Source organism: Pseudomonas sp. T1.Ur (assembly GCF_023516725.1).
Taxonomy (GTDB): domain Bacteria; phylum Pseudomonadota; class Gammaproteobacteria; order Pseudomonadales; family Pseudomonadaceae; genus Aquipseudomonas; species Aquipseudomonas alvandae.
In genome coordinates, this window is the sequence record NZ_JAMGSN010000001.1 from 4,504,880 (window position 1) to 4,530,723 (window position 25,844).

General features: G+C 59.4%; 23 protein-coding genes. 10 read left to right on the forward strand and 13 right to left on the reverse strand.

What is annotated here, in order from left to right; genetic code table 11:
* Nucleotides 1–165: 165 nt before the first annotated feature.
* Nucleotides 166–426, forward strand: coding sequence for a YebG family protein (locus M8Q45_RS20035; RefSeq protein WP_003205410.1), 261 nt, complete (start codon nucleotides 166–168; stop codon nucleotides 424–426).
* Between the two features lie 69 nt (nucleotides 427–495).
* Here the strand turns inward: M8Q45_RS20035 and M8Q45_RS20040 are convergent, their stop codons facing one another.
* Entirely contained in the window at nucleotides 496–1,890 is a 1,395-nt protein-coding gene (locus tag M8Q45_RS20040) for an aminotransferase-like domain-containing protein (protein ID WP_249876104.1), read from the reverse strand.
* A gap of 320 nt (nucleotides 1,891–2,210) precedes the next feature.
* On the opposite strand from M8Q45_RS20040, the gene M8Q45_RS20045 reads away from it, so the two are divergent.
* Entirely contained in the window at nucleotides 2,211–3,416 is a 1,206-nt protein-coding gene (locus M8Q45_RS20045) for a benzoate/H(+) symporter BenE family transporter (RefSeq protein ID WP_249876105.1), read from the forward strand.
* Between the two features lie 15 nt (nucleotides 3,417–3,431).
* Here M8Q45_RS20045 and M8Q45_RS20050 read toward each other — a convergent pair whose 3' ends face one another.
* On the reverse strand, nucleotides 3,432–4,451 hold the full coding sequence (locus M8Q45_RS20050; protein WP_030139906.1) for a Glu/Leu/Phe/Val dehydrogenase family protein: 1,020 nt from the start codon (nucleotides 4,449–4,451) through the stop codon (nucleotides 3,432–3,434).
* Nucleotides 4,452–4,636: 185 nt separating this feature from the next.
* On the opposite strand from M8Q45_RS20050, the gene M8Q45_RS20055 reads away from it, so the two are divergent.
* Nucleotides 4,637–5,440, forward strand: a complete 804-nt coding sequence (locus tag M8Q45_RS20055) for a SirB1 family protein (RefSeq protein WP_249876106.1) — start codon at nucleotides 4,637–4,639, stop codon at nucleotides 5,438–5,440.
* Between the two features lie 129 nt (nucleotides 5,441–5,569).
* Here the strand turns inward: M8Q45_RS20055 and maiA are convergent, their stop codons facing one another.
* The 3 genes from maiA to hmgA are packed head-to-tail and all read right to left on the reverse strand — an operon-like array spanning nucleotide 5,570 to nucleotide 8,831.
* Nucleotides 5,570–6,208: a maleylacetoacetate isomerase gene (gene maiA / locus M8Q45_RS20060; protein ID WP_249876107.1), complete on the reverse strand. Its 639-nt coding sequence runs from the start codon at nucleotides 6,206–6,208 to the stop codon at nucleotides 5,570–5,572.
* Between the two features lie 10 nt (nucleotides 6,209–6,218).
* Entirely contained in the window at nucleotides 6,219–7,523 is a 1,305-nt protein-coding gene (gene fahA, locus M8Q45_RS20065; RefSeq protein ID WP_249876108.1) for a fumarylacetoacetase, read from the reverse strand.
* A gap of 3 nt (nucleotides 7,524–7,526) precedes the next feature.
* A complete protein-coding gene (gene hmgA / locus M8Q45_RS20070; RefSeq protein WP_249876109.1) occupies nucleotides 7,527–8,831 on the reverse strand; it encodes a homogentisate 1,2-dioxygenase in 1,305 nt (434 codons plus the stop codon).
* A gap of 151 nt (nucleotides 8,832–8,982) precedes the next feature.
* Between hmgA and M8Q45_RS20075 the strand changes: the two genes are divergently transcribed.
* Entirely contained in the window at nucleotides 8,983–9,789 is an 807-nt protein-coding gene (locus tag M8Q45_RS20075) for an IclR family transcriptional regulator (RefSeq protein ID WP_249876110.1), read from the forward strand.
* Here M8Q45_RS20075 and M8Q45_RS20080 read toward each other — a convergent pair.
* The 4 genes from M8Q45_RS20080 to M8Q45_RS20095 all read right to left on the reverse strand — a co-directional run bounded on the left by M8Q45_RS20080 (nucleotide 9,769) and on the right by M8Q45_RS20095 (nucleotide 16,609).
* Nucleotides 9,769–10,458, reverse strand: a complete 690-nt coding sequence (locus M8Q45_RS20080) for a hypothetical protein (protein ID WP_249876111.1) — start codon at nucleotides 10,456–10,458, stop codon at nucleotides 9,769–9,771. The genes M8Q45_RS20075 and M8Q45_RS20080 overlap by 21 nt on opposite strands.
* 190 nt (nucleotides 10,459–10,648) lie before the next feature.
* Nucleotides 10,649–13,201, reverse strand: coding sequence for a helix-turn-helix transcriptional regulator (locus M8Q45_RS20085; protein ID WP_249876112.1), 2,553 nt, complete (start codon nucleotides 13,199–13,201; stop codon nucleotides 10,649–10,651).
* Between the two features lie 209 nt (nucleotides 13,202–13,410).
* Nucleotides 13,411–14,778 (reverse strand): DUF1329 domain-containing protein, encoded by a 1,368-nt coding sequence (locus M8Q45_RS20090; RefSeq protein ID WP_198796638.1) that lies wholly within the window; start codon nucleotides 14,776–14,778, stop codon nucleotides 13,411–13,413.
* Between the two features lie 22 nt (nucleotides 14,779–14,800).
* On the reverse strand, nucleotides 14,801–16,609 hold the full coding sequence (locus tag M8Q45_RS20095) for a DUF1302 domain-containing protein (protein ID WP_249876113.1): 1,809 nt from the start codon (nucleotides 16,607–16,609) through the stop codon (nucleotides 14,801–14,803).
* A 634-nt stretch (nucleotides 16,610–17,243) separates the two neighbouring features.
* Here M8Q45_RS20095 and M8Q45_RS20100 point away from each other — a divergent pair.
* From M8Q45_RS20100 to M8Q45_RS20115, 5 genes are all read left to right on the forward strand, one after another.
* A complete protein-coding gene (locus tag M8Q45_RS20100; RefSeq protein WP_249876114.1) occupies nucleotides 17,244–19,988 on the forward strand; it encodes an S-type pyocin domain-containing protein in 2,745 nt (914 codons plus the stop codon).
* Nucleotides 19,985–20,236, forward strand: a complete 252-nt coding sequence (locus tag M8Q45_RS20105; RefSeq protein ID WP_186611047.1) for a bacteriocin immunity protein — start codon at nucleotides 19,985–19,987, stop codon at nucleotides 20,234–20,236. Before M8Q45_RS20100 ends, M8Q45_RS20105 begins: the two co-directional genes overlap by 4 nt.
* Nucleotides 20,237–20,346: 110 nt before the next feature.
* Complete coding sequence (locus M8Q45_RS28665) at nucleotides 20,347–20,592, forward strand: pyocin-S2/colicin E7-DNase domain-containing protein (protein WP_502940571.1); 246 nt, start codon at nucleotides 20,347–20,349, stop codon at nucleotides 20,590–20,592.
* A complete protein-coding gene (locus tag M8Q45_RS20110; RefSeq protein WP_249876115.1) occupies nucleotides 20,585–20,836 on the forward strand; it encodes a bacteriocin immunity protein in 252 nt (83 codons plus the stop codon). Before M8Q45_RS28665 ends, M8Q45_RS20110 begins: the two co-directional genes overlap by 8 nt.
* A gap of 201 nt (nucleotides 20,837–21,037) precedes the next feature.
* On the forward strand, nucleotides 21,038–21,802 hold the full coding sequence (locus M8Q45_RS20115; RefSeq protein ID WP_249877366.1) for an N-acetylmuramoyl-L-alanine amidase: 765 nt from the start codon (nucleotides 21,038–21,040) through the stop codon (nucleotides 21,800–21,802).
* Between the two features lie 40 nt (nucleotides 21,803–21,842).
* On the opposite strand, the gene M8Q45_RS20120 is transcribed toward M8Q45_RS20115, so the two are convergent.
* From M8Q45_RS20120 to M8Q45_RS20135, 4 genes are all read right to left on the reverse strand, one after another.
* A complete protein-coding gene (locus M8Q45_RS20120) occupies nucleotides 21,843–22,754 on the reverse strand; it encodes an SDR family oxidoreductase (RefSeq protein ID WP_249876116.1) in 912 nt (303 codons plus the stop codon).
* A gap of 125 nt (nucleotides 22,755–22,879) precedes the next feature.
* Complete coding sequence (locus tag M8Q45_RS20125; protein ID WP_249876117.1) at nucleotides 22,880–23,782, reverse strand: alpha/beta fold hydrolase; 903 nt, start codon at nucleotides 23,780–23,782, stop codon at nucleotides 22,880–22,882.
* Nucleotides 23,782–24,564 (reverse strand): class II aldolase/adducin family protein, encoded by a 783-nt coding sequence (locus tag M8Q45_RS20130; RefSeq protein WP_249876118.1) that lies wholly within the window; start codon nucleotides 24,562–24,564, stop codon nucleotides 23,782–23,784. The genes M8Q45_RS20125 and M8Q45_RS20130 overlap by 1 nt, the downstream gene beginning before the upstream one ends.
* A gap of 150 nt (nucleotides 24,565–24,714) precedes the next feature.
* Nucleotides 24,715–25,170: a flavodoxin gene (locus tag M8Q45_RS20135; RefSeq protein ID WP_249876119.1), complete on the reverse strand. Its 456-nt coding sequence runs from the start codon at nucleotides 25,168–25,170 to the stop codon at nucleotides 24,715–24,717.
* A gap of 157 nt (nucleotides 25,171–25,327) precedes the next feature.
* On the opposite strand from M8Q45_RS20135, the gene M8Q45_RS20140 reads away from it, so the two are divergent.
* A complete protein-coding gene (locus tag M8Q45_RS20140) occupies nucleotides 25,328–25,801 on the forward strand; it encodes a PAS domain-containing protein (protein ID WP_249876120.1) in 474 nt (157 codons plus the stop codon).
* Nucleotides 25,802–25,844: the final 43 nt, after the last annotated feature.

Genomic DNA, 25,844 nt, shown 5'->3' on the forward strand with positions numbered 1-25,844 from the left:
TCGTCACGAACATGCTTGTACGCGCCCCCCCCTCAATCGGTCTACATTAAAAAGCCGCTACATTAAAAAGCCACTACCCAAGGCGTCGGGATTCGCTTATCCTTTCGCCTGTATATAAATACAGTAGTCGCACGATAACCAATGTGAAGGCATGTGAGGTGGTGAATGGCCGTCGAAGTGGTATACCGCAGCAGCCGAGATCTGGAGCGCTTGTTCATGGATAAAGCCGAAGCTGACCGTCATGACAAAATGCTGGAGCTCGCCGAATTGCTGGCAGAGGTGTTGCAAAAAGCCGTTCCATCGCTGAGCGAGCAACAGGTGGAAGAAGCCGGGATCTACATGGCGAAGAATCGCGATGTGTTCGCCAAGGCATTCAAGAGCCAGCCGGACGCCCTGTCCGAATTGCTCAACCCGTCGGACGAATGACCAAAAGATCGCAGCCTTCGGCAGCGCCTGCACCGCGTAGGCGCTGCCGAAGGCTGCGATCTTTTTTTATCAATAGAAACGACGCGGATCCGAATCGATCAGGCTGGCGAGCTTGGTCAGGGCGAAACGCAATTCGTCCTGGCTGGTGGGGGACATCAGCACCAGGCGCACGCACCGGCTGGCGGTGCCTGAACGTTCAGCCTGGAACTGGCTGCCACTGAGTACCAATACGCCATTGGCTCGGGCGAGCATGGTGAATTCGTCGCTGGTCCATGGCTCGGGCAACGTCAACCAGACGTGATACGAGTAAGGCTGGGCCTTGAGCTCGAACCTGGCGAAGACTTCTTGGGCAATCGCTTGCCGCGCAGCCGCTTCGTTGCGCTGGATGCGAACCAGCTTCTTGTCCAGGCCCTCCGTGATCACGTTGCTGGCCAACTGCGCGGTCAACGGCGAGGGCATCCAGACGCTGCTGCGCACCATCGAGGTCAAGCGCGACAGCAGTTTCGGCGGGCTATGGAGATAGCCGATGCGAAGCGCCGGCATGACGGACTTGGACAGGCTGGTCAGGTACACCGAACGGTCCGGTGCAAAGGCGGCCAACGGCTTGGTCGAAGGATCGGTCGCGAGAAAACCGTAGATATCATCGTCCAGGATGATGAAGTCGAACTCTTCGGCCAGCGCCGCAATCTGGGCCCGGCGTTGTTGCGACATGATTGCGGCCGTGGGGTTCTGGCACGTCGCCACGCAAATCAGCATGGCCGGCTTTTCCCGCAGGCACAGCTCCCGCAACGCCTCGGGAATGATGCCTTCGTCATCCATCGGTACGCCGCACAGGCGACGCTCCAGGCCATGGGCAAGGGAAATGATGCCGGGATAGCAAAGCGCTTCGCACAGCACCAGGTCGCCAGCACGGGTCAAGGCGCTCATCGCAACCATCAAGCCATGCTGGGCACCCGAAGTGATGACCACCTGTTGCCATTGAGCGTCGGGCAATGAATGGCGAAGCCATTGCGCCCCTGCTTCACGATGGGCCGGATGCCCACCGTCGGGGGCGTAATCCAGGGCGCGAGCGAAATCGGTGCTCCTGGCCATGCCCACCAGCGCACCGCGCAACCAATAATCCAACGTCTCGCTGTAGGGCTTGATGATCGACAGATCAAGCAATTCAGGCTGGCCAAGGTTGAGCGCCACGGCACTGTTGCTCGTCGTCGGCACTTCAAGTGACTGGCGGTTGAGCACATAAGTGCCGCGTCCCACTTCCCCGCGCACCAAATGACGCCGATGGGCTTCGCTGTATGCCCGGCTGATGGTGCCCGGCGTCACATCCAACGCGCTGGCCAGCTCCCGCAGCGTCGGCAGCCGATCACCTTCATTCAACACGCCACTGTCGATATCGCGCGCCAGTGCATCGGCGATCGACAGGTACATCGGCTGGCTGGTGTCGCTTAGCTGGGGAACCCACATGAATGACGAATGCCCATCGGAGAAATGATCAGTGGCGGAGCATATCACAAGGCGCCGTGCGGCTCATTCAGTCAAGCGGCGCAAATTGAATCGATTGAATCGATTCACTGCTTTGTCAAAAATGCCGCAGCACGGAAACCTTATAGCCAGCTGTAATCGCTTCTAAGGCGAAAAAACGTATCGCCGGCAAAATATTTCAATGATTAATCATCGCACCTATTGAATCGATTCAATCCATTCAAATACACTCGCGCAAATCGACCCAATCTGTTTCCCCATCCGCCAACATTCGGGTGCCCAGCGCGCCAAGCCGAGACCTCATGGACACAATCAGAAAGGATCTATCCCTCTCCGCGATCATCGCAGGCTTCATCGCCGTGATCATTTCCTACGCCGGGCCACTGATCATCGTGTTCCAGGCCGCCAAGGAAGCACAGCTGCCCAACGATGTGGTGTCTTCATGGATCTGGGCCATTTCCATTGGCAGCGGGGTGACAGGGCTGTTCTTGAGTTGGCGCCTGCGGGTTCCGGTGATCACGGCGTGGTCGACGCCGGGCGCGGCCTTGCTGGTGTCGATGCTGCCCACCGTTACCCTGCCCCAGGCGATCGGCGCCTACCTCGTGGCTTCGGTAATCATCGCCGTGGTCGGCCTGTCTGGCGCGTTCGACAAGCTGATGAGCCGCCTGCCCAAGGCCATTGCCGCCGCCATGCTCGCCGGCATCCTGTTCCGCTTCGGCGCCGGGCTGTTCACATCCATCGAACTGCAACCGGCGTTGGTGTTGGCGATGATCGCGGCCTATCTGGCCTTCAAGCGCTTCTCGCCACGCTACGCGATCCTGTCGGTGCTGATCATTGGCTGTGCGGTGGCGGCTTCGTTCGGCGAACTCAACAGCGGCTCGATCAATGTTGCGGTGGCCCATCCGGTCTTCATCGCCCCGCAGTGGAGCTGGCACGCGATCATCAACATCGGCCTGCCGCTCGCACTCGTCACCTTGACCGGTCAATACGTGCCGGGCATGGCCGTGCTGCGCACCGCCGGCTATGACACGCCGGCTCGCTCGATCATTTCATTCACCGCGATCGGCTCGATCCTGATGGCCCCGTTCGGCTCCCATGGCTTGAACCTGGCCGCGATTACCGCAGCGATCTGCACCGGCCGCGAAGCGCATGAGGACCGCGACAAACGCTACATCGCCGGGATTGCCTGCGGGGTCTTCTACATTCTGATGGGCGTCTTCGGCGCGACCTTGGCTTCGGTGTTTTCCGCGCTGCCGAAAGAATTGATCGCGTCCCTCGCCGGCCTGGCCTTGTTCGGCGCGATCAGTGCCGGGCTGACCGGCGCCATGGCCGACGAGAAACAGCGGGAAGCGGCGCTGATCACCTTCCTGGTGACAGCCTCGGGCATGAGCTTCCTCGGTTTGGCCGCCGCATTCTGGGGGTTGATCTTTGGTCTCGTGGCGCATTTCGCATTGAACTACAGCCGCGAACGCCGGGCGGCCGTACTGGTCGAGGGCACTCGCCCCTGAGCGCCCGCTACGGCTTCATCGGTACAACAAACGCTCCGCCAGCTCATCGGCCACCCGGGCCGGCGAGCGTTTTTCCGCCTGGGCGTGGGCGAAGACTTCCGTGAGCCGGGCGCCGATCTTCGATAAATGCGCGGTGATGGTCGGCAACTCCTCGCCGCGATGCTTCAGGGCGACATAGATCAGGCCGCCGGAGTTGATCACGTAGTCCGGCGCATAGAGAATCCCGCGCCTCTCCAATTGATCAGCCACCTGCAAGTTGCTCAGCTGGTTATGAGCCGAGCCGGCGACCGCCGAGCAACGCAGTTGCGCCACGCTGTGGCTGTTGAGCACGCCGCCGAGCCCGCAAGGCGCCAGGATGTCACACGGCGTGCTGAGCAATGCATCGTTGGCGATGGGGTGGGCGCCCAATTGCTCCATGGCCAACTGGACCTTGCCGGGGTCGATGTCGCTGACCAGCAGTTCCGCGCCCGCCGCGTGCAGTTGTTCGGCCAGGGCATAACCGACGTTGCCCAAGCCCTGGATCGCGACGCGCAGGCTCTCCAGGTTATCGCTGCCCAAACGGGCCATCGCCGTGGCGCGAATACCGGCGAAGACGCCCATCGCTGCATGCGGCGCCGGGTCTCCCGAGGCGGTGGTGCTGGTGACGTGACGGGTCTGCTGGGCGATGCAGTCCATGTCCGCCACCGACGTACCGCTGTCGATGGCGGTGATGTAGCGACCGTCGAGCTGCTCGATGCAACGACCAAAGGCTTCGAACAGCGCCGCCCGGCTTTCGACATGCGCAGGGCGCATGATGACCGCCACTCCGCCCCCCACGGGCAAGCCGGCCAGGGCGGCTTTGTAGCTCATGCCCTGGGCCAGGCGTACGGCGTCGGCCACGGCACTTTCGTCGTCGGGGTAGGAAAGATAACGACAACCTCCCAGGGCAGGCCCCGGACGGCTGCAATGAATGGCAATCACCGCCTTCAACCCGGTCACCGGGTCTACGCTTAAGTGCAGCGATTCAAGGCGGGAGCTTTGCATGAGAGCGAACATCGACAGGCTCCCGAATCACTTTTGTCTGTTTCGCCAGTATAGGCGTGCGCTCGAAAATTGCTGGAGTTCGCCGGAATAAGCAGGCGTCGTTGCCTGTTATTTCGGCATAACCTGTTACCGCGTATTTGTGAGACTGGACGAAAACCCATGGCAGAGCTAAAACGAGGCATAGCCCGGAGATTGTGATGAAGCCGCGCCAAGCCTTTTTTGATTGCCTGCACCGCTCCCCACCGGCGCTGTTCGAAGCCGCGCTGTGGATCGCCGCCGAACATGACCGCGAGCTGGACGTATCGACGCTGCTGAAGGACTTCAAGGATCTGCAACGGCAGGTCAGCCATGGCCTGCCCATGTTGCCGGTCAGTGAATTAGGCCAACCCTTGCTTCGACGCCTCAATGACCTGGGTTTCGCCCAGGACGATTCCACCCCACTACGACCCCGCGCGGCGCTGCTGGACAAGGTCCTGGCGCACAAACGAGGCCAGCCCCTGGCCCTCGGCCTGATCGCCCTGGAGTTGGCCCGCGGCCTGGAGATTCCAATGGCCGGTGTCAATTTCCCCGGCCATTTCCTGCTACGCGTCCCCGGTGCCGACCATCTGCTCGACCCGTGCGGCGGCCGACGGCTGTATCCCAATGATTGCCGGGAATTGCTGCAGCGTCAGTACGGCGCGAACATGCCGCTCAAGGCTGAGCATATGGTCAATGCCGAGCCGATGCAGATGCTGCAACGGTTGTCGCGCAACCTGCGGCAATTGCACCTGGCGAACGATGACTACATCGCTGCGCTGATTGATGCCGAACGAGTGCTCGAAATGGGCAACGCCAACGCCGCCGACTACCTGGCGCGCGCCAGCCTTTACCAGCGCCTCGACTGCCCTAACGCTGAACGCTTCGACCTTGAGCACGCGCTGATGCTCAGTGAAGATCCGATCCAGCGGCTGCGCCTGACCGAGCGACTGGGGCATCTGCCGCCCAATTCGATTGTGCATTGAGCGAGGTGCAGGGCCAGTAAATAGAGAGTGATGGTTGAATCGCCTTCGCGAGCAGGCTCGCTCCCACAGAAACCCATCCGCGTGGGAGCGAGCCTGCTCGCGAAGACGCCAGGCCAACCAACATCAATATCAAGCAGGGGTATCTGGCTGATTCGCCGGATGCGCCCGCTGAAAGGCCTCATGCTTGGCCGCCAACGCCGCAACCCGCCGGATTCGCGGATACGGTTGCAACGCGACATTGAACCGCTCGGCGGCGTACAGCTGCGGGATCAGGTACACATCCGCGATGCCTGGCAGCGTGCCGAAGCAATAGCCGTCATCGCCAATCAATTGCTCCACCGCCGTCAGCCCCTGGCTGATCCAATCCGCGATCCACTCCGCCACCTGCGCTTCGTCATGCCCCCACTTGCGCAGCGTGTTGAGTACGCTGACGTTGTGCAGGGGATGAATATCGCAGCCAATCAGCGCCGCGACACCCCGTTCGTGGGCGCGAGTCGCAAGGTCGTTGCTGAGCAGCGGCACCTGTGGATAACGCTCTTCCAGGTATTCGATGATGGCCGGCGATTGCACCAGCAGCGCCCCCTCATCAGTGCACAGCGCCGGTACCCGCCCCTGCGGATTGATCGCCAGGTAAGCCGGCTGGCGATGCTCGCCCCCCGGTGGGGCGATCAGGTTGACGGGCATGGCCCGGTAATCCAGGCCCTTGAGCGCCAGGGCGATACGCACCCGATACGACGAAGTGGACCGGTAGTAGGTATAGAGTTCCATGCCCCGCTCCTCACCGCGCCGGCAGGATCTTGCCGCGGCATTCGCCGAAGCCGATGGACGTCATGCCGTCACGACTGCAACGCGCGCGCAGGATGATTTCATCGCCGTCCTCGAGGAATTTGCGAACTTCGCCGGACGCCAATTCGATCGGCTTTTTGCCGCCCTCGGTGATTTCCAGCAGGCTGCCGAATTGGCCGCTTTCCGGCCCCGACAACGTACCCGAGCCAAACAGGTCACCTGCCTGCAACTGGCAGCCGTTGACGCTGTGGTGCGCCACCATCTGCGCCACGGTCCAGTACATGTATCGGGTGTTGCTGAGGGTCAACCGATGGGCTGGCAGGTTCTGTTCGCGCATGGTTTCGGTCAGCAGCAGCACCTCCAACTCGATGTCGAATGCACCACCGGCCTGGTCACGCTTGTCCAGCAGGTACGGCAGCGGCTGCGGATCGCCCTCGGGACGCGCCGGTTGGGGACGACGGAACGGTTCCAGGGCTTCAGCGGTGACCACCCAGGGCGAGACGCTGGTCAGGAAGCTTTTCGACAGGAAAGGCCCCAGCGGCTGGTATTCCCAGGCCTGGATATCCCGCGCCGACCAATCGTTGAGCAGGCAGAAGCCGGCAATGTGCTCGGCAGCGTCACCGATGGCGATGGGCTCGCCCAAGGCGTTGCCTTGGCCAATCCAGATGCCCAGTTCCAGCTCATAGTCCAACCGCGCGCAGGGGCCGAAGGTCGGCTCGGCCTGGCCAGCCGGCAAGGTCTGGCCCTTAGGGCGGCGCACATCGGTGCCGGACGGGCGGACCGTCGAGGCGCGGCCGTGGTAGCCGATCGGCACATATTTGTAATTGGGCAGCAGCGGATTGTCCGGGCGGAACAGCTTGCCGACATTTTGCGCGTGCTCGATGCCGACGTAGAAATCGGTGTAATCGTTGATTTTAGCGGGCAGGTGCATCTGGCAATCCGCCGCACGGGGCAACAGGCTGTCACCCTGGGCTTCGATCTTGTCCCGCAGCGGGCTGTCTTCGCGCAGCAGCTCCAGGAGCCGTTCACGCAGGGCGACGCGGGCGGTGCGGCCCAGGTCGAAGAAAGCGTTCAGTTGACCACCTTCCATGGCCGCGACCGCATCGCCTGCCGCGCCCTCGAACAGGCCGGCTTGCAACGCTGCCTGCAGATCGAAAATCCGCTCGCCGATGGCAACGCCGCTCCGCAGGGCGCCGCCTGCGATGCTGAAAATGCCCAGCGGCAGGTTCTGCAGCGGGAAGTCGGCATGACCGTTGGCGGAGGCGACCCAACTGCGGATGGGGGAAACGTGATTCATGGATTATCTCCGGGTCGGGTCGAACGTGACTGGCAACGAGGCCCAGCAGGCATCGTAGTCCGTTTGCAATTGGGGGCAGTCCAGGGCGAAACGGCTCGGGCGCAGCACTTGGCTGGTCTCGAACATGAACGCCATGGTGTTGTCGATTTTCGCCGGCTTGAGTTCGGCATTGATGGCCTTGGTGCACGTTTCGCCGTCGGGACCATGGGCACTCATGCAGCTGTGCAACGATGCGCCTCCGGGCAGGAAACCTTCAGCCTTGGCGTCGTACGCGCCCTGGATCAGGCCCATGAATTCATTCATCAGGTTGCGGTGGAACCACGGCGGACGGAAGGTGTTTTCCGCCACCATCCAGCGCGGCGGAAAGATCACGAAATCGAGGTTTGCCAAGCCGTGGACACTCGTGGGAGAAGTCAGCACGGTGAAGATCGACGGATCCGGATGGTCGAAGCTTACCGTGCCAATGGTGTTGAATCGGCGCAGGTCATATTTATACGGCACGTTATTGCCATGCCAGGCCACCACGTCGAACGGTGAATGATCCAGCTCGCAAGCCCATAGCTCACCCAGGAACTTCTGTACCAGCGTGGTCGGTTGCGCGAGGTTTTCGTAATGGGCGACGGGCGCCAGGAAATCCCGCGGATTAGCCAGGCCATTGCTGCCGATAGGACCCAGGTCCGGCAATCTCAATGGTGCGCCATGGTTCTCGGCGATGTAGCCGCGGGCCTGCGGGTCGAGGAGTTCGACGCGCAACTTCAGCCCTCGCGGCAGCACGGCAATTTCCAGTGGCGCCAGTTCCAGCACACCCAACTCGGTGACGATCCGCAAGCGCCCGAGTTGCGGCACGATCAGCCATTCGCCATCGGCATTGAAGAATACCCGCTCCATGGAACGGTTCGCGCAATAGTGATAAATGCTGATGCCGGCCGGTTTGTCCGAACCGGCGTTGGCCGCCATGCGCACCAGCCCGTCGAGGAAATCGGTCGGCTGCGCCGGGATCTCCAGCGGGCTCCAGCGCAGGCGATTAGGCGTGACCTCGCCCAGTGGACCACCCGCCAATTGTCGATCAAGCCGGGTAAAGGCCGGATGATTGGCCGAGGGCCGGATGCGGTACATCCAGGTTCGCCGCGCTTCGCTGCGGGCCATGGTAAAAGCGGTGCCGGAAAACAGCTCGGCATATAGGCCGTACGGTGCTTTCTGCGGAGAGTTCTGGCCAACCGGCAGTGCGCCAGGCAGCGCTTCGCTGGCGAACTCGTTACCGAAGCCAGACAGATAAGCCAGATCCGACGCCGTGGAGTCGAGGTTCATGGAGCCTCCTGGGATGCGGCCCATCGCATTGGGGAATGCTCGAAGCGCACCGGGTTATTTTTATCGTAATCCAATTACGCATAACGTAATTTGCTCGACGACGACCGTCAAGCTATAAAGACGCCCATTCGCTCTCCGGACCCGCACCTCCATGGAAAACCTGCCCAGCAACGGTAAACAGAAAGTCCGCTCGGCCGAGGTCGGCACCGACATCCTCAAGGCGCTGGCCGAACTCTCCCCCTCCACGTCGCTGTCGCGCCTGGCCGAACACGTGCAGATGCCGGCGAGCAAGGTCCATCGCTATCTGCAGGCCTTGATCGCCAGCGGATTCGCCGAACAGAACACCGCCACCAACCACTACGGCCTGGGCCGTGAAGCCTTGCGCGTGGGTCTGGCGGCCTTGAACGGCATGGACGTGCTGCAAGTGGCCGCCCTGCCCTTGGCCGAGTTGCGCGACGACTTGAACGAAACCTGTTTCCTGGCGGTGTGGGGGAACCACGGCGCGACCGTGGTGCGGATCGAGCCTGCCGTGCGGGCCGTCACAGTGGTGACGCAACTGGGCTCGGTCTTGCCGTTGCTCAGCTCCTCCACGGGCCTGGTTTTCAGCGCCTACTTGCCGGAGCGCGAAACCGTAGGACTTCGTGACGAGGAAATCCGCGCCACCCGTGATCATGCGTTGGCGGATGACCAGGCCTACGCGGCGTTGTGCGAACACATCCGCCAACGCGGCCTGCATCATGTCCACGGTTTGCTGATGCCCGGGGTAGATGCATTGTCCGCGCCGGTTTTCAACGCCATGGGCCAAGTGACGGCAGTCATGACCATTGTCGGCCCGACGTCGCTGTTTCATGCCGATGAGAACGGCCCGGCGGCTCAACGCTTGTTGGCGGCGACCCGGGCCGTGAGCTGGCGGATGGGTTATGAGACCAGCGCGGGATCAGACCAGGAAGCGCGGTAGGATCTTGATTAGCAGATCGTTGAGGTGGCCGGCGGTCAGCAGTGGGTGCCGATGCATTTCTTCACCCGAGAAAGGCACCAGGTTCACCGCTTGATGGTCGCCCTCTGCATGATAGGGAATATCGTTATCGTCGAAATGCCCGAGCAGGTGGTCTGCCAACGTCTGTGACGAGACGACTGTCCGACCGCCCCGTTCATCGATGGCGAAACCGGTGACATGGATGTCATTCAAGTCGAGGCCCGGTAGATACGCTTTCAAGACCGCCTCCATGTCCTTGGGCGTTACCGACCTCAGACCCGGCCAGGATAGATCCATCGCCGGTTTCTCGATCAGGCTCGAGACAATACCCAGAACGATTTTTTCAAAGGCAATCAGATCAAGCGCCTTGACCCGATCCTCCGGGGCGAACGAGTAACGCTTGTTGAAGATTTCATTCGTCCCTTGCGTATAAGTGGGGCAACTCTGTTTTTCAACGCACGCCAACGTTTCATCAAACAAGGTAACAGAAGACAGATTCTCTTCGCTGGCCGTCGTTAAATAGGTCTCGTGCGGATTGATTCGCAGCTTTTCCAATGCTTGGCCTAGCAGCACCCGCACGGCAAAATCCACGCGCGTTTTCTTGAGTGCAGCCAGCCTTTGCGAAGTTGAAGAAAAAAATGAAGCGTACATAAAACATCCTTGTTATGGAGTGGACTCGAACTTCCGATTCGAGCCATTTAATAAGCAGCGCTATTAATAGCGTTCATCAACTGAGACAAAGAACATCAATCCCCTTTGCCACTTCAGCGCGGCAGTTATACCTCAAACATCCTTAAATGCTACCACGGCAAATGTAAGTACCTGTAAAGCACAGCCAAGTTCAATTCATCACGCCCATGAACTTCGCCTTGGCCACGGCTTGCGTACGCCGTTGTACGCCCAACTTGCTATGAATACGACGCGAATGAGTTTTGACCGTGTGCAATGAAATGAACAACTGTTCGGCGATCTGTTGATTTGAATGACCTTGTGCAATTAACTCAAGCACTTCGAGTTCACGCTGACTGAGTACCGTTTCTTCGGCCAGCACGACCGGCTGCTCGACTGGCTCCGCCGATTCAATCCAGCGCAGTAACTCAGGCTGGCGCAAGCGCAGCTCATGCAGGGCTTGTTGCGCCCGCCAACAGGCGACACGCTGCAAGCCCTCTTCCATCAACGAGCGCGCCTGGCCGCGGTCAGCGGACAACCAGGCTACTTCAGCCAGGGCCAGGTACAACTCGGTTTCCAGCCCATGCATTTCACGGCGTTGCGCCTGGACGATCATGTCTTTCAGGCGAGCCTGGGGTTCTTGTGCCCGTTGCAGGTAAACCTCTGTGAGGATCAAAAGATATTCAAGGCGCGGAATCAGTTCCAACGTTGCCGGCGGCGCCTGCTTGGCCTGCGGTCCGCAAAAATGCCGCAAGACGCGAGTGAGTACTTCATGGGCCAATTCCGGGCGCCCCTGCTGCAGCCAGAATTGACAGCTGGTTTGCAGCAATACGCCACGGTATACCGTGTCGGGAATGTGCCGCTGCTGCATGACGCGCTCGGCGTCGCGAAGCTGCATGAACGCCTCGCCATAATCGCCCTGGTTGGCGGCGAGGCAGGCCTTGCCGAGAAAGCCATAGAGCACCTGTTTGTCCTGGTTGCGCAGCCCCGTTTCCAGGCCCGCCTGAAAGTGCTCGTTGGCCTGCTCGTCCAGGCCCATCCGCAAGGACAGTCGCCCGCGACGCAGGGCGATTCTTCCCAGCAACGCCGAAAAATCCTGCCCAGGCTTATCAAGCAATGCCTGGACAGCACCCAGCAGGTGGTCGGCCCGGTGAGGAGCACCCCGTTGCTCCAGGACCTGGGCATGATCCAGCTCCAGCAGGCCTTCAAATACCAGGGAGCCTTGCGCGCGCGCCAGGCACAGCGCCTGGCGATTGATCCATTGGGCAGAAGCCAATTCGCCTTTGAGCAACGCCTGCTGCGTCTGACCAATCAGGCACAGCACCCGCAGCGCCCAGGCGTCCGGGCCCAGGCTGGCCTGGGCCTGGAGAAAATGCTCGCGGGCCGGTTCGCCGTCGCCTCGAAGGTGCAGCAACCATCCGCGCAGGACCTGCCAACGGGCAATCAACTGTCGCTGCTGGCAGGCCAGGGGCTGGGGCATGAATTTGACCAACTGTTCGATGCATGCCTCGGCCTGGTCGAAACGTCCGGCAAACATCAGGGCCGTGGTCACCAGACCTACCGATTGCGCCGTCCCGAGCGACAGTGCTTCGCCCTGCTGGTCGTGCAGGTTCAGCAAGAGCTGGGCGTTGCTGCGCTGTAACACATGCTCGAAATTCAAATGCTGCAGGAAACTGACGGCGGCCTCGAATTCACAGGCCTGCATGGCTTGTTCGAACGCCATGGGCCAATCCTGCTCGGCGGCGAACCACTGGCAGGCCCGTCGGTGCCAGGAACGTCCCTGAGGCCAAGGTTCATCACGCACCAGCCGGGCCAGCGGCGGGAAAATCTGCAGCCAGTCCGAAGACGCTTCCCACGGTTCGATAAAACAGCCCAGGTCCCGCAACAGGGGAAGGCACTCAGCCCCCACGGTGTCACCGAACAGATGCTCGCAGAGCCGGGCATTGAAGCGCGGCAGATGCGCCAGCACCCGCCAGGCCTGGGCCAGCTCGGGCGTGAGGGTGCCGAACAGTTCGTATTCCAGGTAATCGAGCAAGGTACCGGGACGACCCGGCGCGGCGTGACGACGCGCCCATTCACAACGTTCCAGCAATGAGATGCGCACCCCGGCGCACCAGCCACCGCTGCGCTGGATGACTTCGCGGGCGGTGCGAGCAGCCAGTGGGCCGGGCAGATGACTGAGGAATTGCTGGACATCCTCGACACCAAACGCCAGGACTTTCGCGTCGAACTCGTACAGTTCGTCATCGAGCAACAGGCGCGGCCAGTTGCAGTGAGGGCGCCGGCGGCCATTGAGCCACAGGTGCAGCGCGGGACTGCTGACGCTCAACAAACGGTCGAGCAAATGATCCAGCCCAGGATTGGGCACCCGGCAATAATCGTCCAGGAACAACCACGTGGGGGTCTGCAAACGGGCCAGATGGGCCGACAGGCTTGCCTCATCCGTGACGGGCAGGCCAAGGGCTTGCGCCAGGTATTCGCACAACTGCGCGGCATCGAGCGCCGCGCCCGCCAGCGGCAACCAGTGCAACCGGCATTCCGCCGGGGCCTGCAAGAAGCATTCGGCGAACAATGCGCTCTTGCCGCTGCCGGCCGGCGCGCAAAGCAGTTTGACTCGCGCCTCGGACGCCAGCAGGGGTTCGCTCAAGGACCGGCGCGACACATGCGTCGAAGACAGGCGAGGCAACAGCCCAGGACGGTCCGGACACGGAGTCATGGCGGTCATTGTGCAAGGTCCCTTTTATTGTTGTTCCTTCACCCTAGACCTCTGTCGACCACCTTAGGAGAAGTATTCAGCGCGCTGATTGGCGGCCATAAAAAAAAGACCGGCAACCCAGTTGCCGGTCATCGGTTTGCGTATTTTCTCCTGAAGAGCGATTGGGGCCGCTGCGCGGCCCAGCGGGAGCAAGCGCCCTCGCCACAGTACTGGCCGCTCTACCGGACGCCACTCGAACGCAGCGCCGCCGGGGTATAGTCGGCTGCACGGGCCTCGAAGCCATAGACGTAGGCGTGTTTCTCTTCGTTCTTCATGCCCAGGGCGATGTAGCGGCCGGCGATAATGTCGTAGAGCGCTTCAAGCGTGTAGCCCGGGTTCTGATGGTCGTAGTAGAACTGGGCATGCCCCTCGGCGACGCGCCACAACTGGCCGCGGCCGTCGTAGTGGTCCACCAGCGCCGCCTGCCAGCTGTCCTCGTCGATGTACATGTGGCGCTTGGCATAGATGTGCCGCTCGCTGGGCTTGACGGTACCGATCACTTCCCAGACCCGGTGCAACTCATAGCGGGTCAGGTCCTGGTTGATGTGGCCGGCCTTGATCACGTCATCGTACTTGAGGCTCGGCGAATCGAGTTTGTAGCTGTTGTACGGGATGTACATTTCCTTCTTGCCGACCAGTTTCCAGTCGTAACGATCCGGCGCACCGGAGAACAGGTCGAAGTTGTCGGAGGTGCGCAAGCCGTCGGCGGCAGTCCCCGGGCCGTCATAGGCCACTTGCGGGGCGCGACGCACGCGGCGCTGGCCGGCGTTGTAGATCCACGCCAGGCGCGGCTCCTTCACTTGGTCCAGCGTTTCATGCACCAGCAGCACGTTACCGGCCAGGCGCGCCGGGGCCGTCACTTCCTGCTTGAAATAGGTCAGCACGTTGCTGGCTTTTTCCGGGTCGGCGTCCTTGATCAGGAACGGCACGGCGATCTCTTCTTCAAAGCGGATCGGCGTGAAGCTGCCGTTGGTCTGCGGCGTGGCCTGGGTGATGACACGCCGCAGGTTGCCGCCGTGATAACGGGTGATGTGGTTCCACAGCACTTCAACGCCGTTCTTCGGGATCGGGAACGCGTAGTAGCGGTTGCCAGTGAAATTGGCCAGGCCGTTGCCGTCGTTGATCGCGTTCACGTTGAGCGCGCTGCGCTTGGCCGCCTCATAGACTTCCGGTGGCAGGCCGACGCTGCGATGGGTCGGGTAGACCGGGATCTTGTAGGTTTCCGGGTAGCGCTTGAACATGGCGACCTGGCCGTCGGACAGCTTGTCCTTGTACTTATCCACAGTTGCGGCGGTGATGATGAACAGCGGTTTTTCATTGGCGAACGGATCGGCCAGGAAGCCCTTGCTGTCCACGGCACCGGCGTTTTTCGCAATGCCGCCGGTCCAGGCCGGGATCGAGCCATCGGCGTTACCGGCCTTCTCCGCGCCCAGCGGGGTCAGGCTGGTGCCTAGTTTGTTCGCTTCTTCCGGCGACACCGCCGCCATCACGTTCGCGGCCAGCAGGCTCAGGGCCAGGGCACCGCATTGCAGGATCATCTTGCGCATTGGGTTTTCCTTGTCAGCCAGATCAGAAGTTCACGCCGAAGCTCAGCGCGAGGAAGTCGCGGTCTTCGAGAACGTTGTAATCGCCGCCGAAGAAATCGGTGTAGCTCAGGCTGGCGGTGTAGGTGTTGCGGTAATCGGCATCGACACCCACGCTGATGGCCTTGGCGCCTTCGTTGAACAGGCCGTTGGGGCCATAGCCGGCCACGTCATGGGACCAGGACACGTTGGGCTTGAAGTTCACCCCGCCGATGACGTTGGAATAATCGAGGATCGCCCGGGCGCGGTAGCCCCAGGACGTCGAGGTGACGAAACCGTCGGTGTCGCCATTGAAGCCGTACTGGCCGTAGACCGAGTCGCGGCCGTAACGCAGCTTGTCCTTCGACTCCAGGCCGCCGACGTGCACCACTGCTGCCTCGCCCACCACGGTCAGGCGATCGGCGCCCAGGACCTGGTCGAAGAAATGCGTCAGGGTGCTCTGGACCTGGGTGACTTCCTTGCGGCGGTAGCCGGTGTTGTCGGCGCCTGGCGAAGTGGCGATGGGGGATGCGGCGCCGCCGGCGATAGGGTTGAGGAGTGCCAGGGTCAGGTCGTTGGTATTGACCTGCACCGGTGCGTTGGGGCGATAGCTGATCTCGCCGGTCCACGCGGTACCGGTGGGCAGCGTGGTGGAGAAGCTTGCGCCGTACAGGCGAATGTCTTCAGGGTATTCGAGATAATAACCACCGCGGCCAAGCATTACGCTTTGTGCCAGGGCTGCACTGCTGCCTTGGGCGATAGTTTCCGCAATCGGAAGCATGCCCCCCGGAGTATTGTTCGCCAGCACAGCCAACGTAGAAAGGCCTGCCGTGGTGGTGCCCACGGTCGGCGTACGGCTGTGGTAGTTCATGAAGTACAAGCCGTACTCGGTGTCATCGCCGAGCCAACGCAACGCAGTGCCCCACTGGCCGGAATCCCGTGCATCACGGTCACCGCCGCGAGGAATGACAACCCCTTCGCTGGTCACCTGGATGCCCTGCCCGAATGTCTCGGTCAACGGCACGAATGGCGCAATCAACGGGCTGGCCACCGTATAGCCGCTGGTGCAACCATCGGCCACCACATCGTTACCAAAGAACGTACCGCAGTTGTCGACGACCGTCTGGTCCCACTCCAGCTGGTAGAACCCTTCGATGGTGAGCTTGTCGGTCAAGCCCTGGGAGGCGAACAGCATGTTCACCGGGATCAAGCCTTCCTTGATCTCCGCGCCCGGGCGACGGAACGCGGAGACATCCACCGGGTTGATGCTGTTGATGGAGTTGCCGATGAAGGTACTTTCACCCCAACTGACCACCTGCTTGCCGGCACGCACGGTGCCAGGCAAATCGGCAATGGAATAGTTGTGATAGACGAAGGCATCGAGAATCTGCGCGCCTGATGATTTGGCGCCCTCTTTGCGATTGCTGTCGCTGATGTCCTTGAACTCACGGTTTTCATCCTTGAGCTCGAAGTCATACCAATACTTGCCACGCACGAACACACCGGTGTCGCCGTACTTGAGTTCCAGGTCGTGCAGGCCCTTGAAGATTTTCGAAAAGGTCTCGCCCTTCTTGAAGTTCAGTCGTCCATCGTCACCGGTGGAGGATTGCCCCTTCCCCCCGTTGACCGTACCAACCAGATCCTGGTCGGCATCGCGCATGCCCCAGCTCGCGCCAACGGACAGCGAGGAGTCGAACTGACCCTCGATTTCGCCAATGTTGAAAGAAACGGCCTGCGCCTGGGCACAGCAGCCCAAGGCCACCGCGACGGCGAGCGCCTGCGGCTTGAAGATGGCGCGCATTGTTATTGTTGTCATGCGTCTTCCCCGGTGAGTGACAGAGCCTTCACCCTACTGCCGCACGTCATGGGCGATAAGCGCACCAAGGGGGTATTCGCGCTGTACCTAAAAAGGATTACAGCCTGTGCGGGAGCGGCCTCTGAGCGGGACATGAACAGGCTGGATGATGGGTTATCAACGCCGCGCATGAGCAGGGCCGTCCGTCACGACTGTTGCGCGCACCGCAACAGTGCATGTCCAAAACCGGGCTGTTTCCCGCGGCGCCCGATCCCTATGCTGGCCGGGCTTGCAGGGCAACGGGCCTGCAAGCACAAGTCGTCCGGCGTCCCTCGCGCCTGGCGCACCGTCATTCGGATGGATTGCACATCGATCCATCATCCCCGTGTCCACTGACGTTGATTTGTAGCTCCTTTGCAACGTCACGTTTAGGCCGCTGCGTTTTTGCAGCGGCCTTTTTTATATACGGCTATTTCCCAGTTAGAACTTCTTGTTTCCTACATTGTTGTCGGAAAGGCTCACCTGCCTTCATTCAGTGATCGAACTTATAGTTTCCTTGGTCGCCCAGGATGGGTGGCTGCACAAACAGCCATGAACGACCGCACGTGCTGAATGACGGTGTGGCTGTTCAGATTCGATTCGAAAGGAACTCGATATGCAGCAAGAAAAAAATATCCTTGTGAATAGAGGTATACCTCGCACGCCTTCGTCGTCTGACGGTTTTGGATTTAGCGCAAGGCGCGTGTCAGGCCCAGACCACTCCGATCGTGCATACGATGCCGTTGACTATGCCATTGATTGGCTGGATGAAAGTAACACATCCACCGAAGAGCTCTTCAAAGGAAATATCAAAAATATCACCCATATAACCAACACCGAACTCGCAAAAACAAGAGCAGCCGTCGCTGCGGTGGTCCCTCGTGGAACCGACGCGGCCGAAATTGAATTACGAACACTCAAGCTACAACTGTTCAAAGCGAGAAAAGATCATCAAGAACACATAGCGATAGCCAATCTTTATTATGGTCATGATCCACTGACTCACAAATTTCAAGACGCTCGTCGTAAGGGGTTCGAGCTCGTTGGCCGTCGTGGAGGTGGAAGGGCTTACTACAACGCAATTTCCAAGTGGAATGTCTCTTATGCTGCGGCGTACGAGGCAAAATTCCTGGCTGAGCAGATCAAGCTATTGGATGCTCGCTTAACCACACACAACAAAGCCATTGCCCAAGCAAACGCAAAAGCAGCCGCGCAGGCTCGGGCAAAGGCTCAGGCTGAAGCCAAACGCGTGGCTCAGGAACAGGCGCGCAAGGCCGCCGAAACCAAGGCTAAACGCGCGGCTGAAGAACAAGCACGGATTGCACGGATTGCCGCAACAGTAGCTGCTAAACAAGCCAACGATGCCTTCATGGCCTTATGGGAGGCCAAAAGGTGGGCCGCTGTTGAAGAACTGGAGGCGGAGGAAGCGAGGCGCCAGGCAGAAGTTCAAAAGGCACGTCAACCAGCCCGGGCTACCCGTACATTCCCAGTATCGGGCTCCGCCGCAGCCGCCGGCCCAGTATTTACAATCGCAGGTGGGACCTTTGCCCCCAACCGGGGGACCGCCTCGGGCATCACGGATGAGTTGCGCACCGCGGTGTCGGCGATCCTAAAAACAGTTGCCGCAACGGCATTACCCACTGTTGCATGGTTTGCGTCACTGATTGACCCGTCGGAGCTGGGCAACGAAGAACGCTACGCCCTGAGTGTTCCGCTGTCAGAACTAGCTCCAGCCAACACCGATGATTTGCTGGCAGTCGCAACATCGAAAGGAGAGGTCAATCTCCCGGTGGTGCTGGGTTCCATGACCACCGACGACGAGATGATGTTCGTCGTCGCGAGTGCCGACGGAACATCGGTGCCCTCCAGCGTGCCGGTCAGGGTTGCAACACTCGACCCTCAGAGCAACGTCTACAAATCCTACAGTCCAGATGGCTCATCCACCTTGATGACCTGGACGCCTATCGTAAAAGAGACGGATGCATCCACGACACTGCCATCGATCGTGCCGAAGATCGACCTCTATGAGGGCGGGACCCCTTGGGCCATAACCAGAGGGGTCAAGAAGAATCCGGATCTGAAGGATTACGATTTTGGTAGTGGGTTCGTCACGGTGTTCCCGGTTGAGTCGGGTATTCCGCCCATCTATACCGTCTTTAACAATTCTTCTGAATGGGCTTCCGCGGAAGAGGCACGCAAGGCAGCCGAAGCCGAGATCCTACGCGTAGCCCAGGCACAAGCACTGGAACAAGTCCTGGCGGGGCGCGCCTATCCGATACTGGGCGCGGCAGCCACGGCCGGTCCGGTGTTCACGCTTGTCGGCAGTAGCCTGGCCATGAGTTCAGAAGCGACCTTGGCAATCCAGGCCGCGCTACGAGCCGCAGTCGCCATGGCTATCGAGTCGCTCACCGCAGTGGCTGTGCCGACCTTGGCGGGTCTTGCGGCGCTGCTCTACTCACCCAAGCTGGCGAACGGTGAATTACCCGAGCGATATGCGTTCAGCACGCCACTCTCGGAGCTCGCACCGACACAACACCACGATTTGCATGCAATCGCGGCGGCCGACGGATTCGTTGACTTGCCGGTACGCCTCACTTCTCAAGCGACCGTGGATGGCCAATCCGAAATCCTCGTGATCAACACCGACGGCATAACCCATCCGTCGAAAGTCAAAGTGGTTCCGGTTACCTATAACGCACAACAGAACCTCTACATCGCTACAACTGAACAAACCCCACCCAGAACCTTGACGTGGACGCCGGTCGTTCAACCCGGAAACAGCTCCACGGCCCTTCCCGCCGAACCACCCGCCCCGCCTGTTTATACAGGCGCATCGGTAACGCCCATAGAGGGAAGGATCGATCCGTTCCCCGAAATAACCGCAGACAGCTTCGATGATTATGTTTTCGTTTTCCCAATCGACTCAGGCCTGCCGCCTCTGTACGTCATGTTCAGGGATCGACGGGAAGACCCTGGGGTTGCGCTGGGAATGGGGGCTCCGGTTTCAGGCGTGTGGACGGATGCAGCATCGAAAGGTGAAGGGGCCGCCATTCCGTCGCAGATTGCGGATCAGTTGAGGGGGAAGGAGTTTAGGAATTTCAGGAAGTTTCGGGAGGCTTTTTGGAAGGCCGTCGCTGGCGATCCTATACTTTCTCAACAGTTTGATCCGGGCAGCCTAGCTCATATGAAAAACGGATATGGGGCATTCGTCAAAAAAAATGAACGGGTTGGCGCTCGCATTAAATACGAGCTGCATCACAAGCAATACATTTCCATGGACGGAGAGGTTTACCACCTTGAAAATATCAGGCTAATGACGCCTCGACAGCACGTCCAAACGCATCGGGAGAACAAAATATGAACTCAACAATAAACGATATGAGCGAGTCAGAGTTTCTGGCTTTTGTCAGGAAAATATATGAGGCTGACTACTACCCGGAAGAGGCCCATACTAACGCAGTTTTAGAATTTGAACGAATTTCAGAACATCCTTCCGGATCAGATTTATTGTATTACCCAGAAGCGGGGAAGAGCGGACCTGAGGCTGTGGTGAAGGAAGTAAAAAAATGGCGCTCTGCTAATGGAAAACCAGGTTTCAAGCAACCCTAACCCTATTTAAATCGGTGCCCTTTCGCGGCTAATAGATGTAGCGAAAGGGCTCATTGATCATGATACAAGAGTGATGCCGGTTACCTAATAACGCACAACAGAACCTCTACATCGGGAAAGCGGTTGCTGCTGACCCTATACTCTCGCAACAATTTAATTCACGTAATTTAGTAGAAATGAAAAAAGGTCGCTCTGCCTATACCAAGGAGACTGAACAGATTGGCGCACGAACCAAATATGAGCTTCACCATAAACAATACATCTCTTTAAATGGTGGAGTTTACGACATTGACAATATCACTCTCGCCCCCCTAAAAGACACATTGAAATTCATAGAGAGCGCAAGCAATGAATAAATCGATAATCGAAATAACTGAAGAAGAGTTTCTCGCCTTCGTAATAAAAATTTCAGAAGGTGATTTTCCTTCTGAAAAAGCACATAACAACGCCGTTTTGGATTTCAAGCGTATCTCAGAACACCCCGCAGGATCAGATCTACTATTTTATCCAGAGCCTGGCAAGGAAAGCTCTGAGGCGATAGTCGACGAGATAAAAAACTGGCGTGCAGCCAACGGTAAACCAGGCTTCAAGCAACCCTGACCCTGTATAAACCAACGCCCTTTTGCTGCCGCTAGCCCGCAGCAAAAGGGCTTTTTGTCGCCATTAAAAAATCCTTAGCCTCTTAGCGCCAGTTCCTACAACAAAGCAAGAATCCAACTACGTGCACATAAAAAATCCACTGTTACGCTGAAATCAATCGCAGCACTTCGCTTCGATTTATTGAACAGTGAGTTATCGAGAATGCAAATAAACAATACAAGCTACCGCTCAAAAAAAGGCTATAACAGCCGCGTTCGCTTTTTAGTCTTTCATTACACCGCCGGCAACTTCGCATCGTCCACCAATGCACTGACAGGCCCGTCGGTCAGCGCCCATTACCTGATTCCCGACTTTAGCGACCCCACCTATTTGAAAGCAGGTTTCAAGGAACCGCAGATTTTCAACCTGGTGGACGAAACCCAGCGGGCCTGGCATGCCGGCGTGAGCAGTTGGGGTAATCGCAGCAACTTGAACGACACGTCGATCGGCGTGGAGATTGTCAACCTGGCAACTGACAACCAAGGCCAGTTTACCTTTCCGCCTTATAAGGCCCGGCAAATCGAGGCCATTGAATACCTGGCCAAGGATATTCTCAGGCGCTACCCGGATATCAGTCCGGTCAACGTGGTCGGGCACTCGGATATCGCCGCCGGACGCAAGAGCGATCCAGGTCCGATGTTCCCGTGGCATGCGTTGTATCTGAAAGGTATCGGGGCCTGGTTCGATGACGCCACCCGAGACACTTTCGTGCAGACGTATCAAGCCGGAGGCATCCCCCTGCGTGAACAATTGCTCGGGCTGTTCAAGCGATATGGCTATGACACCTCCGCCGCCACGACAAGTGCCGGTTTCCAGCGACTTGTACGCGCTTTTCAGCTGCACTTTCGCCCGGCTCGATATGACGGCGTGATGGATATTGAGACCGCCGCGAACCTGGCGGCCTTGGTGAAGAAATATTTTCCCTGAGCGGGTCACCGGATGACAGCAACCGGCCCGGGCAAAAATGCTAGACAGTGTGACGCTGCAGGTTAGCCATCATCTCTTTCAGGGCTTCGAGATTGTCGTTCGGGTGCACCGCGTTCTCGAAGTCGCAAATCTGTTGCCAATGGGCGGCGACATCCTCAGGTGAGAAACCTTTGCGCGGGTCGAACCCGGCGCCGAGACTGCGCTCCCAGCGCACCTTGCCCATCCAGCCGCCGCCCACTTCGAATAATCCGGACGTTTCCTGGCAGGCTTCACTGGCCAGGTACACCACCAGCGGACTGACGAGTTCAGGCTTGAGCTGTTCGAACACCTGCGGCGGGATCAGGCCTTCAGTCATGCGAGTGCCACCGGTGGGAGCGATCGCATTGACGTGGATGTTGTTCTTGCGGCCTTCGATGGCCAGGGTGCGGGTCAAGCCGTAGAGACCGAGCTTGGCCATCCCGTAGTTGGACTGGCCGAAGTTGCCATAGATGCCAGACGTGGAGGCGGTGAAAATCACCCGGCCATAATTCTGCTCACGCAGGTGCGGCCAGGCGGCGCGGGTGACTTTATAAGCACCTTCGACATGGACGCGGTAAACCAGGTCCCAGTCGGCGTCATCCATTTTATGAAAGGTCTTGTCTCGCAGGATGCCAGCGTTATTGACAACGACGTCGACGCGACCAAACGCGTCGAGGGCGTTCTGTACAAGCTTGTCGCCATCGGTGACGGAGTCATGATTGGCCTCCGCAATACCGCCGGCCTGGCGAATTTCGGCGACCACCCGGTCGGCCGCCGAAGCGTTGGCGCCCTCCCCTTGGGCCGAGCCACCCAGGTCGTTGACCAGCACTTTCGCGCCTTGCCTTGCGAACAGCAGCGCATGGGCACGCCCCAGGCCACCACCGGCGCCTGTGACGATCACGACTTTATCTTCGAAGCGCACAGATTCATTCATGGGCAGAACTCCAGCAGGCCGTAGGACAATGAACGGGAGTGTCGGGTACAAGTCCGCTGGTCACAATCAACTGGGTTGAAAGTGAATGTTGGGCGATAAGGTGCAGGGATGATGCAGGCAACCCATCATGAATACGCCATTTGCCTGTGAGGCCCGGCGATGGCCTCGCGAAATGCCAGGTAGTGATGGAGCACCTGCACCGGCGCTTCGGTGTGCGGGTAATGACCGATGTGAGGCAACGAGACCGTGTCGGCATGGGGAATGAGCGCCTGGTAACGCGCCACCATATGCGCACCGGAAATCGGGTCGAATGCCCCGTCGATCAACCGTAACGGCACCTCGCCGCTCTGCATCGCCCGGACCCAGCGATCACGCTGTACGCGGCGCTCGGGAATATAGGCAATGAGCTTGTGCATGATTCGCGGTCCGCGGTGAGTCTCGACCAGGCTCCAGTAATCATCCAGCTCGCTTTCGGTGGGACCGGTCCAGGGACCGAAAATCTGCCGAAAACTTTTCACCAGGCCGTCCCTGCAGAAAGCCCGGCCAACCAGCCAGCCCAAGGGGCTGAGCAACAGTTTTTGCATCAACACCGGACGATGGGTCTCGGGAAACAGGCCACCGTTGAGGAAGACACAGCTGGCGACGTCAATGCGCGCCTCGCCATGCCGGGCAACCAGCTCCTGGGCCACACTGTCGCCGTAATCGTGGGCGAGTACGTGAACCCCTTGCGTCACGTTCAAGTGAACCAGCAATGCCTGTTGCAGATCGGCCTGCTCCAGCAGGCTATAGACATGCTCCGTCGGCTTGGCGGAATCACCAAACCCGAGCATGTCGCAGGCGATGACTCGATAACGCTGCGCCAACGGCTGCCACAGGTAATGCCAGTCCCAACTGGCGGTTGGAAACCCATGGATCAGTAGCAACGGCTCGCCGTGCCCGGCCGTCCAATAGCGGATGGCGTGGCCGCGAAACATGAATGTCTGGCCGCGCTGACGCCAGATACGCAACGGGATCTGGACCATGGGCATCAGCTTTTATAGCCTGGATCTTGCTGGTCGAGTTTGCGCAGCAGCGCTGGCCAGGCCAACGCGCCCCCCATGCCCTGGGCACTTTTGGTCACGCCGGCGACCATCGCCCGGGCGCCGGCCAATACCTGCGGCTCGATGGCAATCAATTCGGCGCCGCCCGCCTGGGCCATGACCTGGATGTCGCAGGTTCGCTGGAAAATGAACATCATCAGGAACGTATCGGCAATGGTCCCACCACAGGTGAGCAGACCATGGTTGCGCAACATGAGGAAATTGCTCTCGCCCAGGTCGGCTTGCAGGCGGGCCTTTTCTTCCGGGTTCAGCGCGACCCCTTCATACGGGTGATAGGCCAGGCTCGACAGCACGAACAGCGATTGCTGGCTGATCGGCAACACCCCTTGCTTCTGCGCCGACACCGCGACGCCGGATGCAGTATGGGTATGCAGCACACACGTCACATCGTGCCGCACCTCGTGCACCGCGCTGTGGATGGTGTAGCCGGCAGGGTTGATCTCGTAGGGACTGTCCATCAACTTGTTGCCGGCCTGATCGATCTTGACCAGGCTCGACGCGGTGATTTCGTGGAACATCAACCCGTATGGGTTGATCAGGAAATCTTCGGTGCCAGGGACCTTCGCGGAGATATGCGTGAAAATCAGGTCATCCCAGCCGTGCAGCGCGACCAACCGATAGCACGCAGCGAGATCGACTCGGGTTTGCCATTCGGCTGCGCTGACCTGATCCTTGATGCCGGGTGTCGATTGAATGGACGCTACGCTCACGGCTATGACCTCTGGTTTTTTTTATGAGGGAGACGGCCATGGTTTTCATGGACAAGAAACCAGTCTAGTCATCTCCCGCCAGGTCGGTAGTTGCGTTGGCAGCCAGCTTACTGACCGAGCGAGTCAGCATCAGGGCTCGCCGGAGGTGGCTCAACCACGCAGCGCGACGATCAACTCGGCCAACCAGGGCTCGGCGTCGGTTTCCGGCGTGACGCTTTCGCTGGCATCCAGGCGCAACATGGGCAGCACCTCATTCACGCCCAGTTCGGCAAACAGTTCGCGCATCTGCTCGCCACCGCCGCAGAAGGTGTCGCCGTAACTGGCGTCCCCCAGGGCGATCACCGCGCCAGGCAGTCCACGAAATGAAGCGGGCAATTGATCACGGATCGTTGAATACAGCGGCATCAAGTTGTCCGGCAATTCGCCCATGCCGGTCGTCGACGTAACGGCGAGCAAGGCTTGCGGTCCGAAGGCCTGGATGTCCGCCAGGGTTGCCCGTGGATTGAGGAACGTTTCGAAATCCGCGTCACCGAGCAATTGGGCGGCATGCCGGGCAACTTCTTCGGCGGTGCCGTAGACGGAGCCGGAAAGAATGGCGACTTTCATCGGTCTGATCCTGAAACTGAATAAAGAGAGTGATCATGGTAACAGGCTGCGCGCTCAAGCTGCGATTGACTCTCAACAACCGATAATAGCCAGTGGACATCTCCTCGCGTTCTTCTAGAATGCAGCGCGTACAGGGAAGTCCAAGGCTGGAGGCCTCATGATCAACGCCCCTCTGATGCAATTGGTGATCAATGCATCGAACGACGGGATCGTCATCGCCGAAAAAGAAGGCGATGACAACATCCTGATTTATGTAAACCCGGCCTTCGAACGGCTGACCGGTTACAGCCGCGACGAAATCCTCTATCAGGATTGTCGCTTCCTGCAGTCAGGCGACCGGGACCAACCGTCCCTGGAGCCCATTCGCGCCGCCTTGAAACAGGGAGGTGCGTGCCGACAAGTGCTGCGCAACTACCGCAAGGATGGCACCCCTTTCTGGAATGAACTGTCGCTGTCCACCGTAAAAAACGGGGCGGACGGCCACACTTATTTCCTGGGGGTGCAAAAAGACGTCACCGTTCAAGTGAAGGCCCAGCAGCGCATTGCCCAACTGGAGAAAGAATTGGCCGAAGCCCGGGCGATCATTGCTCGATTTAATTCGACGAGCGGTGAAAACAAAACGGCGAATTAATGGTCAGTCACTACAATCACCAGTGATAACGCAAATATTTTTC